Raw genomic sequence first — 14,688 nt, forward strand, 5'->3', positions numbered from 1 at the left:
TCTTCGAATAGCCCTTAAGGGACTGTGCGGGAATAAAAAATAGTTGTAAGATAAGTAAAGTGCGGATGGATGATAGATTTATATATGCACTAGCGAGGTCTATTAAAATAAGAATATATACATAATTCAATATATTCCTCTAGCATTCTCTCCGTTTTTCTCGCCTCATGAAAAAAAGCACCTCACCTAACGTCTCGTGAAGTGCTGAAATTCATGTAGTTTTTCATAGCTCTCTTTACAAAACAATATCTCTATTCTTCTCTCTTCTCCAAAGCAAAATGATAAAAATTACACTTATAACAATCATTCCACTGTATACGGTTGGAGCTAGCCATTGCGGATTCCATATCGATATGATATATCGCATTAAAGGTCCCCCTATCACGATGATCATCCCGACAATAAATGGAATTTGGATGCCGATCAAAGCCATACTATTGGGAACAAAGCTTGAAAAAGACATCGCCAACAGTCCGAATACAAAGCCTATTAGGTAAATCGCTGCGACACACAGCAAAATATATTGGAAGAATGTCGGATCATACCAGGATGCATTGCCAATAAACGTGTTGATCGGTACATCAAAATACATAGATGTATCATTCAGTGAATAGACCCCAAAATAGACGATAAGCAATGCTGTAATGACACTAAAAGTTGAAATCAGTCCTGCTAGGATCTTCGTTTTGAAGAGATTTCGTCCCTTTTTTGACGTGTATTGCAAAGCGAGCATTTGCCGTGAACGGTCCTTCAGAATCATCGGTGAGATGACTAAGACAACACTGAACAAGATAGCGATAGTCACATTGCCAATGAAATCCCTGAAATTCATAATGACTACTTCTGGATAGACTCCATATTTTTTAGAAGCAATTAATTCCTCCATGCGCTGTTTTTGTTGGGCATTATCATAGCCTCGAAGTTCATCTTTCATGTCATAAAACTCGATAAGACGTTCTCTTTCTTGAAGCTCCCAAAATGTATTTACTTCCTTTTCTTCAAACATCACCTTGCTATGAAGGGCATTGAGCTCTTCATTATCCCGATCGAAATGCTTGAATTTCTCATACGTAACAAGCCCGGCTTCTACAAACTCCCGCCTCGATTGCAAGTACTGATCGGCTTCTTTCACTTGCTCATCGTATGCTTGCTTAAAATCAAGAAACTCCTCCTCATCCATATGCGTCCCGTATTTCTCAATCATTTCAATCCCTATGTTGTAAGAATCAAGTGCCGGTCTACCGTTCGGAAAATGCTCAATATCAAACTCAATTAGAAAAAAATAAAGCACACTATTGAGTAAAACAAGCAAAAACAACATCTTCCACGTCAAGATTTTCTTTAGTTCATTCCATAAAACCCGCATTGCCTACTCCCCTTACTGGATATCCTTTTTGTGGAACCATTTCAATGAAAAAATACAGAGCACGAACGTAATCATCGTCCAGCAAACGGTCGTCATCCATTCAAAATTTTTGAACATGATGAGACCGCTGCTTCCCATGAACGATGAAGCAGTGTTCAACACAAGCAGCGATAAACTGTAGCTTGTGATAAATAATAGATTTGAAGATGTCGGCATAAAGCCTGGTATCAGTAACGCCAAGACGAAAAAGGTGGCCATTAGAATGGCAGCAATATAACTATTTTTAACAAACGTAGTCAGCGTAAATGTCAATCCTGAATACAACAGCATGGTGATGAAGACAATTGCAATTGTCCCGCTTAAAAATTGCCCGATTGACAAATTCCACCAAGCGATATTTGGAAAATTATACTCCCAATTGAAAGCACTATTGATGGAAGTTCCCCAGACATTCGAATAGTCGTATACGATAAAATAGGTACTAAGTGTGGCTACTAGTATAAAGGTTGTGAGCAACGCCGCCATCGCCACTGAGGCACCGAGTTTGTCCTTCATCAGGCGTCTTCCTCTTGTGGTGCCATAGGTCACAAGCTGTGTCCGATTTTCAAATTCATAATTCGTAATCAAGGCTGTTGATAAAATGATGAGCATCAGCGACTCTATGACAATATGGAGAAAGACCGTTTTAAAGAGAAAACTATGCATAAAATACGCTTTCCCCGCAAAAAACCATTCTTTATGTTCCCCGTTTTGCTTCATCTCCTCAAAACGTTGCGAAAACTTTTCGTATTCGCGTAAAAGTGTCTTTTCCGCATTTCCACTAAGTCGGGATTGCGCAATCGTCCCTTCCGCAACTTTCTGTATATCGATCTTTGCATAACTTGCATCGATGTCGTTGGCCATGCTAAAGTACATTTCTTTCAGTTGTAATTGTTCGATGAATCGCCACTCTTGTTCGCTATATCGATTCTGATCTTCAAAAGTTAATGTCTCAAGAAAATCATAAACGCTTTGATATTCTTGTCCTGTTATTTCTTTTAAGGCCGTCAGATCATCTTGAAGATCCTTCTCAAACTGTAGTAATGATTCATCTGTGATTTTCCTACCGTACTTTTCAACTAATTGGTTTGCAATCTTCAATTCTTCTTTGAAATAGGAATTGTCCACAATTACGAAGACATTGAATGCTGTAAAGAGTAGAAGAAGCCCGATAAGAATGGGTGATTTGAACGCTTTTTGACATTCATGCCAGACGATGCGCATCGCCATCACACTTCTTCCCCGATGTCATCCCGGTATTCATAGAGAAAGACATCTTCCAACTGCGGAGCTAATGGGAGCCAGTTTGCTTCCGCTTCACCTTTATGGATAAAACGAATCACCATCGACCCTCTCTCCTGCTTTTCCGATAATAGTACAAACTGTCTGCGATATGTCTCCAGTTGTTCATAAGGAATGGTCGTTTCATAGACATGACCGTCTAATGTTGCGCAAATCCTTTCAACCGAATCTTTATAAAGCAGTTGTCGGTTTTTAATCATTATGATTTCATTGGCAATCGTCTCGACATCTGACACGATATGGGTAGAAACGATGACCAATCGTTCACGTGCCAGTTCAGTGAGCAGATGCCGGAAACGTGCACGCTCTTTTGGGTCAAGTCCGGCTGTCGGCTCGTCTAAAATGAGGATTTTCGGATCGTTTAATAATGACTGCGCAATGCCGACCCGTTGGATCATCCCACCGGAAAATTTCTTCATTTTTTTATTGGTGACTTCACGCAATGCCACTTTTTCTAATAAGTCATCTATCTTATCTAAAGCCTCTTTTTTCCCGATGCCTTTGAGCGCTGCTAAATAAAGCAAATATTGCTTTGGTGTATAGTTCTTATAAAAACCAAACTGCTGTGGCAAGTAACCCAATAAGGAACGATAGTCTTCATCCATCGCAACGATGTTTTTCCCGTTATAGAGAATTTCCCCTTTACTCGGCGCAATGAGTGTCGCCAACATTTTAATCAATGTCGTCTTGCCCGCCCCATTTGGAGCCAGTAACCCGTAGAGCCCATTTGTAAATTCCAAATTGATGTTTTCTAACGCTGTAAAATCCCCGTATTGTTTGCTGATGTCTTTGACAAGTATCATGTTAAAAAGCTCCTTTCATTTGTGTGAAACGGATCAATCTTTTCAGGTATCGTACATAACAGTAAAGGCTGCCAATGAAGACGACTCCATAGACGAAGAGTGGCATCGTGACAAGAAGATTGGTGTACAGCGCGTCGTTCATAAACCGGAAAAATACATTTCCACCCGTCCAAATGATGACGACTGTTGCTACGGCAATTGTTGAACGACGCTTCATCATGCCGTATAAAAAAAGGATGGAAAAAACGAATAGCCCTGTAATCGAAATCATAAATGCCCGTAAGAAGTGGATATCATCATAGACGGTAACGAGAAAAGCAATTGATATCGTATTCGCCACTATAGAAACGGCACTGAACGCAAGCATTTTGAAAGCGATGATTTGATAGACGTTATATTTACACGACATTTCGACTTCTAACGTCTCATTGTTCATTTTATGGACATACGTAAAGAGGGAAAACATCAGAAATAACAAAGGCGAAAGTAGAAAGATCAACCCGTATAAATCTTGGATGGCGAGTTTTTTAGGCTCAGCAAGAAAGAACATGAAACTGTTAACAATCAACGCTATCAAAAATATGTACACAAGCCCCAACCGATCTGCAAACAAATGCCTGAAACCGATTTGACGGACCATCGATGTCAAATATGCGATGAAAGATTCTTTTTGGGTAACACCCGCGGCGACAATTTGCTCAATTTGTGTCTGGATCGTACGTTCATCCGGCATCGGAATTTGAAATTTTTCCTTATTCATCATGTACCTTCTCCATTCCTTTTCGAATTCTTTTCAGGGCGGCATAGTATTTCGTCTTCACCGTCGACAGTGGGATGGTTTCAATCGATGCAATTTCTTGAAACGTGTAGTCTCCGAACAATTTAAGCCGGATGATTTGCTGTGAACTTACATCCAGTTCATTGACAAGTGCTGTCACTCTTTCAAAATCTTCCTTGAACTCAAGCGAAACGGTCATATCATACTCGTCTTCAAACTCATAATCGTCAATGGATTGGACGATTTGCGTATCCTTATAACGCTTCGATCGGTAATAATCGACGAGTCGATTCGATGCAAGCTTGTACAGCCAGGTCCGAAATGACGCCTTCTTTCGATCATAGTGTTGGATTGATTTTAAAACGCTTATGAAAATTTCCTGCGTCAAATCGAGTGAAAGCTCAGCGTCAATCGTCTGTTTGTAGATGAAGGCGTACATCTCCTTATAATATTTCTCAACAAGTGCATTCGCGGCTGCCTCATTGCCGCTTCTCTTAATCTTGTTAATCCAGCGCTGCTCATTTTCCATAGTTCACCACATGCTTCCCCCATGATCTAAACCGTTCTATACATATATTCGTAAACAGTTTGAAAAAAGTTTGACATTGCTTAAAGAATTTTTTCAACATAGCTTATTATAAACAAAAAAATATATTGTTTAGAAAAAGTGCGGAAGCAAATAATAGTTTTAAAATAGCCGTAATGCGGGCAATCTATTTTTATATGCACTAACGAGGTCTATGATATTGAAAATAAATTCCTATATTTCTGTATTGATAGAAAAAAGTACATCACTAGCAATAAGTGATGTACGGAATCATAAAGTAGATGATGTTATTTCTTCCGGCAATTTTTGCAGACTTTTACAGTTGTCGTTGGTTCAATTTTTACCGGATATAATAATTTGATTCTTTTCCGCTCACATAATGGGCAGTTTCCTCGCCCATTGGATGGAAGCTTATCTAGGATTTTCCCTCGATTTCGTTTCGCCATTGCTATTCACCTCTACCATAAAGATTTCTCTTTCTCTTTAGTAGATGACGATTTGCCAAAAACAATGACGAGGTTTGCAAAAAAATCGCGTATAATAGACTGAAAAACAATTATCGAAAAGAGGTTCCCTCATGATAGCTGATAAGTATCGTTGCCCATTATGCAAGAATAATAATCAATGCTGTATTCCGAATGACGAATCCGCTGAAGGATGTTGGTGTACCGATGCGTTCTTTCCAAAAGGGATTTTCGATTTATTACCCACTGAGCGGGAAAAGGTTTGCATCTGCCAAAACTGCTTGGAAGCTTTCGATAGGACGGTACACTAACCTCATTTTTGTACATAGGATAGAATATCAGGCAATTGGAAAGGAGCATCTCCTTGCATTATTACGCTTATCCCTATTTGCCCTATCCTTACTACCATCCTAGTCAACGAGTAGCGAATCTGAATCTACAGGTTTCCCCTTCCTATTACGGCCAGTTGCAAACAGAGCTTGCGATTGATCCACCAAATCCATATCCGCCCGTCGATACGAGAAAATTCAATGAATCCGCGAAGAAATATCAGGTGCTAACGAAGCAAATTAGTTTATTTTTCGATAAAGTCGCTACCTCCCCGCAATTTGCAAATGAGCTAATGGAAGCGGCCCAACTTTCAAATTCACTCAAAGTGGAGGAAATGATTCGATCAGTTGGTATTACTGTAAAAATCAAATCCCAATTTACACCAACGGGAATGATCATTGAAGTTGATAATGGTGAAACAGAAGGAAATTGTTGTCGTTTGCGTGTTGTTTTGCCTTGGTAACCAATCGTCAATAAAAAAAGCCGATTTCTCCACTATTGACCATAGGGAAATCGGCTTTTTTTATTCATTCCCAAATCTTTTGGCGTCCCTTGCTCTTGCTCGTTCCGCTTCAACTTCTCGATTGCGAGGTGTAGCATTGGTGACGAGTGCATGTAGAAGGTTTTGTGTACTCTTGGCCACTTCCTCGACGGCGCGATGGATTGCCTCCTCATTCATTTTCGATGGCTTGTTGAACCCGGAGACCTTTCGTACATATTGAAGTGCAGCTGCATAGATTTCGTCGTCAGTAGCTGGTGGTTCGTAGTTGAAAAGTGTTTTAATGTTTCGACACATATCTTTCACCTCTTTCTAAATGCCATCTGCTTCCTATTGAGTTCCATCAAAGGCTGATTGCTTCAACCGCTTCGCTTGCCATCCATTGTCCATGGTCATAGCAAGCTATCTCATTTTAGTTGAATATGTGTTCCCTTTCATAATAACATTCATGCATTTCCTTCCTCTATAGGTATCCCTTGACTTGGCCTCTAATTTATAAATATCACAAATATTACTGATATCCTATTCTCCCGTCGAATAAGATGAACGAGATGAATAAATGAGGAGAGAAGTAGATGCAAATCCATGTTGTACAACCAGGGGAAACGCTATGGTTGATTGCCAATCGCTATGGCGTCATGGTCAATCAAATTGTAACAGCGAATGAGCTGGCTGATGCGAATCAGTTAGTGCCCGGCATGGCCCTTGTCATTCCAGTTCCATCCACGACGCCTCCCGCAGAGAAACCGGAAATCGATGTCAATGCCTATGCGCTCAATACGGGTGAAACGGGTGCCCGTGAAATCCAGGAAGTCGGCCGATTTTTGACCTATTGGATGCCCTTCGCTTATCGGATGCGGGCAGATGGTGGCCTAGATGCCATCGATGACACGGAAATGCTTCGCTCTGCCGCTGCAGAAAGGGTTGTTCCTGTACTGACAATCACCAATTTCAGTGCTACAGAGGCCGGCTCCGAGCTCGCCCACACCATTTTGGCAAGCACGGCTATTCAAGATCAATTATTCGCGAATATTGAAAATGTCATGAAAGAAAAAGGCTATCAAGGGATCAATGTCGATTTTGAAAATGTGCTTCCGGCCGACCGTGAATTGTACAACCAATTTTTACAACGACTTGTAGATCGGTTGCATCCAGAAGGTTATTTTGTTTCAACTGCCCTTGCACCGAAAACAAGCGGCGAACAAACTGGGATTTTGGTTGAAGCACATGATTATGAGGCGCATGGAAAGATTGTCGATTTCGTTGTACTGATGACCTATGAGTGGGGCTACCGATTGGGGCCTCCCCAAGCCATTTCCCCACTGAACCAAATCAAACGGGTGCTTGATTATGCGGTGACGGTCATTCCGAGGGATAAGATCTTTTTCGGATTTCAAATTTATGCACGGGATTGGCTGCTCCCTCATGTGGAGGGACAGGAAGCGGAAACGTTCAGTCAGCAAGAAGCGCTTCGCAGGGCAATTCAATACGGAGCCACCATTCAATATGACGAAGTGGCCCAATCTCCGTTTTTCCGCTACACCGATGCAGATGGACAGCGTCATGAAGTATGGTTTGAAGATGCCCGCAGTGCCCAGGCCAAGTTTGACCTGGTGAAGGAATATAACCTCCGCGGAATCAGCTACTGGGTACTTGGCTATCCATTCCCGCAAAATTGGCTGCTATTGGAAGACAATTTTACGATCCGGAAGAGAGCGTAAAGGATAAGTGATTAAAAAAAGCTCTTTATACCGACACTGATAAAGAAAATCCGTACCATCTCGAAAGGAGCTTTTCACTTGCAACAGCCAATACAACAGGAACAGCAAAGCGAACAACAATTTCAAATGCAAAAGAAGCAGGCACTTCAAGCGATGCAGCAGGCCGTGCACACGATCCAGCAGATGACTTCAATGACAGACCAGCAAGCATTGCAACAGGCGCAACAGCAACTCCAACAAGCATCCCAGCTAATGAACCAGATGCAAGGTGTGGCGGTCACTCAATCGACGACGGCCGTGCAACAGCAATTGGAGCAAGTTCGCCAACAAATTGAACAGGCGGCACAAACACTTCAGCTGATCCAATCGTTGAATAGCGGCAATAATAGTTTCAAAAAAGGGTAAAAGACCATCCCCTCACTGATCTTCATTTGTTGAGGGGAGGTCTTTTTTTGTCCGGAGAACTGATTGGATGGCTTCCTTTATTTCATGATAGCCTGTACAGCGACATAAATTCGATTGCATCCATTCCTCGATGGTTTTGTCGTCTGCATCGGGATGTCGTTCCATAAGGGCATGGCAATTCACGACGAAACCCGGTGTGCAATAGCCACATTGGATAGCCCAATTGTCAACAAATGCTTGTTGGACAGGAGAATCCGCCAAACCTTCGATTGTCGTAATCGACTCGGTCGCCGATTCAATAGTCAAAGATAAGCAGGCATGCGTCGGTTCGCCATTAACGATGACAGTGCATGCCCCGCAATCTCCGTTTTCACATGCCTGTTTTGCCCCCGTCAAACCGAGTTGGTCGCGCAATGTGTGCAAAAGCGTATCGGCCGATCGGATGACAACATCATGGTTTTTCCCGTTGACGAGCAATGGGATGATTGCTTTCGACGTATTGTGTGATAGGATCATTTCGCCGCCTCCAATGCATGTAATGTTTCTGTCATCAGATTTTTCAAGACAAAACGACGGTATTCCGCTGATGCATGCATATCATGGACCAACGGCGCCGGAAAATAGGTGATCGCTTCTTCAATTCGATTTTCGGCTGGCATCGAAGTATCATTTAAGATCGCTTCGACATCAGCTGACCTGAAAGGAAATTCACAAACCCCGCTAAAAGCGATCCGTAGTTCTTCGTCTTTCATCAGAGCTGCTACTGTCGCAACGGGATAGCCGACCTTTGAAAATCTTGTCCGTTTCATCGTGCTGAAAGGGAGCTTGAGGTATGATTGATCCACGATAATCTGAGCAAGAAAAGCGCTCGGTTCCAATGTGATTTCGTGATGGAATACTTTATCCAATGCAACGGGCGTATCCTTCCCTGCAATTTTCACTTTTGCGTCAGCTAAAAGGAGGGGTAAAATGCCTTCCCGATACATTAGTTGACTATTTAAATTGCCGCCGAGCGTAATTTTGTTACGTGACGTATGATCGGCAATTCGTTTTACCGTTTCGCCTAATAAAGGGAATAAGCCCGATTCGGAAATTTTATTAAGGGAAACGCCTGTCCCGATTATCAAGTCGTTTTCATCCAGCTCCAATGCTTTACATTCAGGAATCCCTTTCAGGTCAATGACGACATCAGCATGCAATTTATTCGTTCGGGCAAATGTGATGAATTCCGTTCCGCCTGAATAATAAACGGTGTGCTGGCCCAAATCATGCGCAGTTTGAAAAGCTTCAACCGCCCCGGTAATGGTGGATGGCTTGTAATACTCAAAATTGAAGGGAATCATTTGCCACCCTCCTTCTTCGTTTTCCAAATGAATTCCGGGGTGAGTGGAAGTTGATTCAACTCCGCTTGTGCGGCTTCAGATAATCCATTCGCAAGTGCTGCCGCCATGCCGATCACCCCATATTCTCCGATACCCCGTGCGCCAAAAGGTCCATCTGCTGCTGGTGTTTCAATAAAGTCGACCAAGTACTCCGACGGTTGTTCCCCGAAACGGAGCATTTGATAATTTCGTAAATCAGGATTGAGCGGGACACCTGCCTCATCAAAGATAAAAGACTCGCTACTTGCGAAACTTAAACCGAGATACATCCCGCTACGCATTTGTTGTGTAGCTAACATCGGATTGATGATCGTTCCACCATCCAGCACAGTCACAGCTTTTAGAATCTTATAAGTATAATTCTTTTTATCCCACTCGACTTCGATCGCTTGCGCACCTACAGACCACCAAGGTCCAGGCTTTCCGAATCCCGTCTCTTTATCCATCGGCGTCAAATGACGCTGGATATGGGAACCGACGCCGACAATCTGACCGCCGATTGCATGGCCATTCGGAAATGTATAGCCCAATGCGATGTCTTTTATGTCCACTCCGTAACCTGGATCTGGCTTTAAATAGACGCGCCCGCCCCCCACTTCCAAATCTTCTTCTGAGCACTGCAAAACGCTGGATGCAGTTTTCTTCATTTGCTTGATGGCATTTTCAGCTGCCGAAATTACTGCCCGCCCTGCAAGGAATGTCGAACTGCTCGCTACTGTCCGCCATTGATGCGGATCGTATTGTGTGTTCACTTCCATTGTCACATGGATCTGTTTCATATCCATTTTCAGCTTTTCCGCCAAAATTTGAGCCAATGCTGTTTTAGTCCCTTGTCCCAGTTCGATGGCAGCGCAGTTCAAATTCACTGTACCATCCGCTTCAAACGTTAACACTGCACCTGCTTGAGCATTTGTCGCTGTCGTTGATGTTTTCCAAAATAGACTGATGCCTTTCGTGCGGATTTTCCCTTCTCCGACATCGACTTGTATTCCTTTATCCCAGGCAATCATTTCTTTTGCACGTTGGAGGCATTTTTCAGTATCTCCAATATTATTCGCAGTGAGGACCGTTTGAGTAGGTGTCGTATTTCCGGGTTTAATCGCATTGATTGTCCTCAGCTCAATCGAATCCATCTTCAATTGTTTGGCCAATTGTTCCATCGTCCGTTCCACTGCGAATGTCAGTTCTGGATGGGCATATCCACGGAAAGACGTCGCGAACGGATGATTCGTATACATGCAATAAGCATCACACCAGACGTTCGGTATATTGTAAGGACCCGTACAATCAAGTGCCATGGCCCTTGTAATACCCGCCGCTTGATCCGTATAAGCGCCCGAGTCGATCAAGAACGTATAGTGGCCCGCAATGATTTTTCCGTCTTTTGTTGCTCCAAATTTAATGGTCGCGTCCAGACCGATATGGCAAGGAGCGGTTATCATATCTTCTTCCCGTTCATATTGAAGTTTGACCATTTTGCCTCCGACCGCTTTCGATGCTAAATAGGCAAGTGGCTCCAACTGAACGGTTCCTTTTCCGCCGAATGCACCGCCGATTAGCGGGACATGTACGACAACATCGCCGACTGAAACGTTAAAAAACTGATTCAATACTTTTTTGATCGTATAAGGCGATTGCGTGCATGAATGGACAATTACTTTGCCTTCCGGATTGATTTCCACCCGGGTGCTTCGGGTTTCAATCGCTGCATGATCCGACAGATTGAAGGAATAACTGGCAGATATCGTTTCCGCACAGTTTGCCCAGATGGCCCCTACATCCCCTTTTCGGATTTTGATATGGCTTCCGATATTCGTACCGGATACCGGATAAACATTGTCGATGATTTTTGTATATTGGCCAGAATGCTCATGAATGAGCGGTGCATCCGTTTGAAAGGCTTGCTGGACCGAGTTGACGACAGGCAACGGTTCATAGTTCACTTTCACTTTACTTGCCGCCAGTTTCCCTTGATATTCCGAATCCGCTACGACAATGGCCACCGGTTCGCCGTAATAGCGCACTTTTTGAAATGCGAGCGGTGGCCGATCTGCAAGGATTGGACCGATATGGTATGGAAACACATCGCCTGTCACGATCGCGCGCACGCCCGGAACCTTCCAAGCTTCCGTTAAATCGATGGATTTGATAGTTGCGTGGGCTTGTGTGCTGGTCACCAGTTTTGCGTGCAGCATGCCCGGAACTGCATAATCCGAGACGTACCGCACTTTTCCTCTTGCTTTTTCTACTACATCGATCCTTTTTTCGGCTTTCCCGACCGTCGTATGGATTGATTGCTTCATCCTTCTTCCCTCCTGCTTTTTACCGTGCAACAATGATGATTGTATGTTCCTCGATTTCATGCGCTGAAGCATCCATGATCTTCTCGAGGGTCATGCTAATTTTCTGCAAGTCTTTGTTATCCGCTGCAATAAAAACAGGGCTGCCACCGCTCCGTATCAAGTCTGGTTTCGTAGTAATGACGGCGACGATTTCTGCATGTTGATTGCCCATTGGCCATACGCCCTTTCTAGCTTTAATGGATGATAGTGCTTATTCTATTTTTTCCCTTTGTCAGCTTCCTTTGGCATTCGGATTGCACTATCCAGCACGGGTACATTTTCCAATACCGTTTTGACTTGATGAAAGTCTTTTTCCCGAGGCAAGAGGAACAGGGCGATTCGGCCATCTTCCATATCTCTTTTCGACAGTGGCAACAAAGCCGGTTCGCCGGAATCGAGATAACTGCCCAATACCGTTGCTACATGATGTAACATCGCTTGCCTCTGCCCAAGATAGGATAACGTAATAATACTGTTTTCGTTTTTTGGTATGACGATTGCCCCGACCGCTTTTTTAGTGATGATTTTTCTCGTATCTTCCAGACCGACGTTTTTAATGAGAATATCGCCTACAAAGAGCGTCGCCCCTTCGAAGCGGATTTCCGCTTCTGTGACATCGGCAATGGCATGTAACAATTTACCGGACATTTTGAATTTCACAATGATCAACATGATTAGCCCGCCAACTAGTCCGAGCCAAAAAGAATAGACGGCACAGAGCGTCGTGATCAATGCCGTGAACATCACTAAATAATTGCGGCTTTCAAATGCTTGGGCCATCCCTTCGATAAACGGAGCCCCGCGTTTGACAAGCTCATTCGTATCGATTTTATCGAGGGAATCCCTTTCCATTTTCCTGACCTCACGAAACTGTGTAGCGGCAAGTCCTAGGAATGTCACCGCGGTCCAATCGGATTCCAAAAATGCAGGGGTGAACACCGCTCCGATAAAAGCCGCGATGAAACCGAGGGAAAGATGAATGACCCGACCTGTCGGATACGTCGGGTATTGCCGGAAATCCGTACGCAATAAAATGGTCCGGGATACAAAACCGAAAATGATCCCCATGACGACGGGAAGTAAATAACTGTTCATGGCAACTACTCCTTAAAAAAACCTTTAAAGCCTCATTCATATATTAACCATCGAGATGAAAGATTATAATTACCTTCACAAGATTGGGGAACGAATAGAAAATTGGTTGGATGGTGATAGTTGGATGTATCGTCGCGGAATTGATTGCTGTGAGAAGGGGGAAATTGAGATGAAAATTGCCGGCATTTATCTTGCCGCTGGAAACAGTAGCAGGATGGGAACGAATAAGTTGGCGTTACCTGTCGGGACGAAGACATTGGGAAGTCTCGCTGTTGAAACCGTATTACAATCATCGCTCCATCGCATGTATATCATTACAAAAGACAACGATGATAGGTCATGGCTTTCTCCGGAAGTACAATCGCATGTCAAGTGTACAATCATCCCTTGTGTTGACGCCCATGAAGGACAGGCCAACTCATTGCGCTGCGGCATACGTCAAGCACAGATCGATCAGATGGAAGCTGTACTGATCATGTTGGCAGACCAGCCTTTTGTTACTGTCCAAATGATCGAGGAAATGATCACTTGTGCCAAAGAAAATCCGGCATGTCGATTTGTCGCAACAACACTGAAGGGAACCATCGTGCCACCCGTGCTCTTCCCTTCTGCTATGTACAGCGATTTGCTGCAACTGCGTGGTGATATGGGTGCAAAAACGATTTTACAAGGGGACTTCCTGCAACGCGGAAAACTTCTGCCATGTAGAGATCAACGGCTTGTTTTTGATATCGATACAAAAGAGCAATACAAACAGTTATTCACTAATCGAAAAATAACGAAATGATAGGCATGCACCTATCATTTCGTTATTGTAATTCTTCCGTTATCGGATCTTAATTTGATCAGATGTTCGCCTTTTCCGAAGGTCAGTTGCTTATTCTCTTTGCCGAAAATGCTTATTCGGCCATTATCTGTATCCACATCTATTGTCGCATTTATCGGTTCCTTCAGTGTCTGAATTTCTATTCGTCCATTATCCGAACTTAAATCAATCGATTGGTCCAAATCGTCTGTCAGCATGGTAATTCTTCCATTGTCCGTCGTGCCTATAATGTCACCTTGGACCTGTTGAAGTTCAATCCGGCCATTATCCGATTTCACATGGACTTTAGAAGCCTCTAGCTGTTTGAGCTCGATTCTCCCATTATCGGTTTGGAACACCAGCTCATCCGCTTGCAAACGTTCCGCCTGTATTCTTCCATTATCTGATCTAGCCCGGATTGATGCATATTTTTTTTCCGGAATTTCGACGGTCAATCGTAACGGTTGGCGGGAAAAGTTGAAATTGAAGAAACGCCATCCTTTCTTCTTGAGCTCGACGACAAGCGTATCGCCTTTTTCTTTCACATCAAATCGATAGTTGCCCTTCTTGCCGGAATACGCTACAACAGCTTCCTTATTCTTTGTTGGAATCATTTCGATGATCGCATTCGAAGTGGAAACGTCAATCTTTGAAAAGGAAGGGTTCTCAACCACTTTTTTTCGGGCATTGTCATCGAAAAAAAGTCCAGATTTCAACACAAACGCAATAGCAACCCCCAAAATCAAACCGAGCACTAAAAAGATAAACCACTTTTTCGGTAAAACCATCCATCATTCACTCCCATTCTGT

17 protein-coding genes are annotated in these 14,688 nt (G+C 43.3%); 5 read left to right on the forward strand and 12 right to left on the reverse strand.

The features are described from left to right. Positions 1-235: 235 nt before the first annotated feature. Genes MHZ95_RS04060 through MHZ95_RS04080 form a run of 5 tightly spaced genes read right to left on the reverse strand, consistent with a single transcriptional unit; the run spans position 236 to position 4,817 of the window. Positions 236-1,366, reverse strand: a complete 1,131-nt coding sequence (locus tag MHZ95_RS04060; RefSeq protein ID WP_239389251.1) for an ABC transporter permease — start codon at positions 1,364-1,366, stop codon at positions 236-238. 12 nt (positions 1,367-1,378) lie between these two features. After that, positions 1,379-2,635 carry a hypothetical protein gene (locus MHZ95_RS04065; RefSeq protein ID WP_239389252.1) on the reverse strand — a complete coding sequence of 419 codons (1,257 nt, stop codon included), beginning with the start codon at positions 2,633-2,635 and terminating at the stop codon, positions 1,379-1,381. Then, positions 2,635-3,510: an ABC transporter ATP-binding protein gene (locus tag MHZ95_RS04070; protein WP_239389253.1), complete on the reverse strand. Its 876-nt coding sequence runs from the start codon at positions 3,508-3,510 to the stop codon at positions 2,635-2,637. Before MHZ95_RS04070 ends, MHZ95_RS04065 begins: the two co-directional genes overlap by 1 nt. Before the next feature lies 1 nt (position 3,511). Then, positions 3,512-4,270, reverse strand: coding sequence for a hypothetical protein (locus MHZ95_RS04075; protein WP_239389254.1), 759 nt, complete (start codon positions 4,268-4,270; stop codon positions 3,512-3,514). After that, positions 4,263-4,817 carry an RNA polymerase sigma factor gene (locus MHZ95_RS04080; RefSeq protein ID WP_239389255.1) on the reverse strand — a complete coding sequence of 185 codons (555 nt, stop codon included), beginning with the start codon at positions 4,815-4,817 and terminating at the stop codon, positions 4,263-4,265. Before MHZ95_RS04080 ends, MHZ95_RS04075 begins: the two co-directional genes overlap by 8 nt. Before the next feature lie 595 nt (positions 4,818-5,412). Here MHZ95_RS04080 and MHZ95_RS20965 point away from each other — a divergent pair. Together MHZ95_RS20965 and MHZ95_RS04090 are read left to right on the forward strand one after the other, a co-directional pair. Next, complete coding sequence (locus MHZ95_RS20965) at positions 5,413-5,610, forward strand: cysteine-rich CWC family protein (RefSeq protein ID WP_239389256.1); 198 nt, start codon at positions 5,413-5,415, stop codon at positions 5,608-5,610. 53 nt (positions 5,611-5,663) lie between these two features. Beyond that, positions 5,664-6,092, forward strand: coding sequence for a YuzC family spore coat inner layer protein (locus MHZ95_RS04090; RefSeq protein WP_239389257.1), 429 nt, complete (start codon positions 5,664-5,666; stop codon positions 6,090-6,092). 60 nt (positions 6,093-6,152) lie between these two features. Here the strand turns inward: MHZ95_RS04090 and MHZ95_RS04095 are convergent, their stop codons facing one another. Next, positions 6,153-6,425, reverse strand: a complete 273-nt coding sequence (locus MHZ95_RS04095; protein ID WP_239389258.1) for a DUF2277 domain-containing protein — start codon at positions 6,423-6,425, stop codon at positions 6,153-6,155. A 278-nt stretch (positions 6,426-6,703) separates the two neighbouring features. Between MHZ95_RS04095 and MHZ95_RS04100 the strand changes: the two genes are divergently transcribed. Continuing rightward, entirely contained in the window at positions 6,704-7,849 is a 1,146-nt protein-coding gene (locus tag MHZ95_RS04100) for a glycoside hydrolase family 18 protein (protein WP_239389259.1), read from the forward strand. Positions 7,850-7,927: 78 nt separating this feature from the next. After that, positions 7,928-8,254 (forward strand): hypothetical protein, encoded by a 327-nt coding sequence (locus MHZ95_RS04105; protein ID WP_239389260.1) that lies wholly within the window; start codon positions 7,928-7,930, stop codon positions 8,252-8,254. Positions 8,255-8,266: 12 nt separating this feature from the next. Here the strand turns inward: MHZ95_RS04105 and MHZ95_RS04110 are convergent, their stop codons facing one another. The 5 genes from MHZ95_RS04110 to MHZ95_RS04130 are packed head-to-tail and all read right to left on the reverse strand — an operon-like array spanning position 8,267 to position 13,073. Further along, the gene (locus MHZ95_RS04110) at positions 8,267-8,770 is read right to left on the reverse strand and encodes a (2Fe-2S)-binding protein (RefSeq protein WP_239389261.1); all 504 of its coding nucleotides are present in this window, start codon (positions 8,768-8,770) and stop codon (positions 8,267-8,269) included. After that, positions 8,767-9,597, reverse strand: coding sequence for an FAD binding domain-containing protein (locus MHZ95_RS04115; protein WP_239389262.1), 831 nt, complete (start codon positions 9,595-9,597; stop codon positions 8,767-8,769). Before MHZ95_RS04115 ends, MHZ95_RS04110 begins: the two co-directional genes overlap by 4 nt. Then, the gene (locus MHZ95_RS04120) at positions 9,594-11,939 is read right to left on the reverse strand and encodes a xanthine dehydrogenase family protein molybdopterin-binding subunit (protein ID WP_239389263.1); all 2,346 of its coding nucleotides are present in this window, start codon (positions 11,937-11,939) and stop codon (positions 9,594-9,596) included. Before MHZ95_RS04120 ends, MHZ95_RS04115 begins: the two co-directional genes overlap by 4 nt. A gap of 19 nt (positions 11,940-11,958) precedes the next feature. Further along, the gene (locus tag MHZ95_RS04125; protein ID WP_239389264.1) at positions 11,959-12,150 is read right to left on the reverse strand and encodes a capping complex subunit for YIEGIA; all 192 of its coding nucleotides are present in this window, start codon (positions 12,148-12,150) and stop codon (positions 11,959-11,961) included. Positions 12,151-12,194: 44 nt separating this feature from the next. Beyond that, complete coding sequence (locus tag MHZ95_RS04130; protein ID WP_239389265.1) at positions 12,195-13,073, reverse strand: YIEGIA family protein; 879 nt, start codon at positions 13,071-13,073, stop codon at positions 12,195-12,197. Positions 13,074-13,242: 169 nt separating this feature from the next. On the opposite strand from MHZ95_RS04130, the gene MHZ95_RS04135 reads away from it, so the two are divergent. Next, complete coding sequence (locus MHZ95_RS04135; RefSeq protein ID WP_239389266.1) at positions 13,243-13,860, forward strand: nucleotidyltransferase family protein; 618 nt, start codon at positions 13,243-13,245, stop codon at positions 13,858-13,860. 14 nt (positions 13,861-13,874) lie between these two features. Here the strand turns inward: MHZ95_RS04135 and MHZ95_RS04140 are convergent, their stop codons facing one another. After that, entirely contained in the window at positions 13,875-14,666 is a 792-nt protein-coding gene (locus tag MHZ95_RS04140; RefSeq protein WP_239389267.1) for a DUF4097 family beta strand repeat-containing protein, read from the reverse strand. Positions 14,667-14,688 lie beyond the last annotated feature (22 nt).

Source organism: Sporosarcina sp. ACRSM, from assembly GCF_022346545.1.
Classification (GTDB): Bacteria; Bacillota; Bacilli; order Bacillales_A; family Planococcaceae; genus Sporosarcina.

Coding starts and splice junctions, on each gene's coding strand:
- MHZ95_RS04060 (WP_239389251.1), bottom strand. CDS start 1,366: ATGCGGGTTTTATGGAATGAACTAAAGAAAATCTTGACGTGGAAGATG.
- MHZ95_RS04070 (WP_239389253.1), bottom strand. CDS start 3,510: ATGATACTTGTCAAAGACATCAGCAAACAATACGGGGATTTTACAGCG.
- MHZ95_RS04080 (WP_239389255.1), bottom strand. CDS start 4,817: ATGGAAAATGAGCAGCGCTGGATTAACAAGATTAAGAGAAGCGGCAAT.
- MHZ95_RS04095 (WP_239389258.1), bottom strand. CDS start 6,425: ATGTGTCGAAACATTAAAACACTTTTCAACTACGAACCACCAGCTACT.
- MHZ95_RS04120 (WP_239389263.1), bottom strand. CDS start 11,939: ATGAAGCAATCAATCCATACGACGGTCGGGAAAGCCGAAAAAAGGATC.
- MHZ95_RS04110 (WP_239389261.1), bottom strand. CDS start 8,770: ATGATCCTATCACACAATACGTCGAAAGCAATCATCCCATTGCTCGTC.
- MHZ95_RS04135 (WP_239389266.1), top strand. CDS start 13,243: ATGAAAATTGCCGGCATTTATCTTGCCGCTGGAAACAGTAGCAGGATG.
- MHZ95_RS04130 (WP_239389265.1), bottom strand. CDS start 13,073: ATGAACAGTTATTTACTTCCCGTCGTCATGGGGATCATTTTCGGTTTT.
- MHZ95_RS04075 (WP_239389254.1), bottom strand. CDS start 4,270: ATGAATAAGGAAAAATTTCAAATTCCGATGCCGGATGAACGTACGATC.
- MHZ95_RS04065 (WP_239389252.1), bottom strand. CDS start 2,635: ATGGCGATGCGCATCGTCTGGCATGAATGTCAAAAAGCGTTCAAATCA.
- MHZ95_RS04100 (WP_239389259.1), top strand. CDS start 6,704: ATGCAAATCCATGTTGTACAACCAGGGGAAACGCTATGGTTGATTGCC.
- MHZ95_RS04140 (WP_239389267.1), bottom strand. CDS start 14,666: ATGGTTTTACCGAAAAAGTGGTTTATCTTTTTAGTGCTCGGTTTGATT.
- MHZ95_RS04115 (WP_239389262.1), bottom strand. CDS start 9,597: ATGATTCCCTTCAATTTTGAGTATTACAAGCCATCCACCATTACCGGG.
- MHZ95_RS20965 (WP_239389256.1), top strand. CDS start 5,413: ATGATAGCTGATAAGTATCGTTGCCCATTATGCAAGAATAATAATCAA.
- MHZ95_RS04125 (WP_239389264.1), bottom strand. CDS start 12,150: ATGGGCAATCAACATGCAGAAATCGTCGCCGTCATTACTACGAAACCA.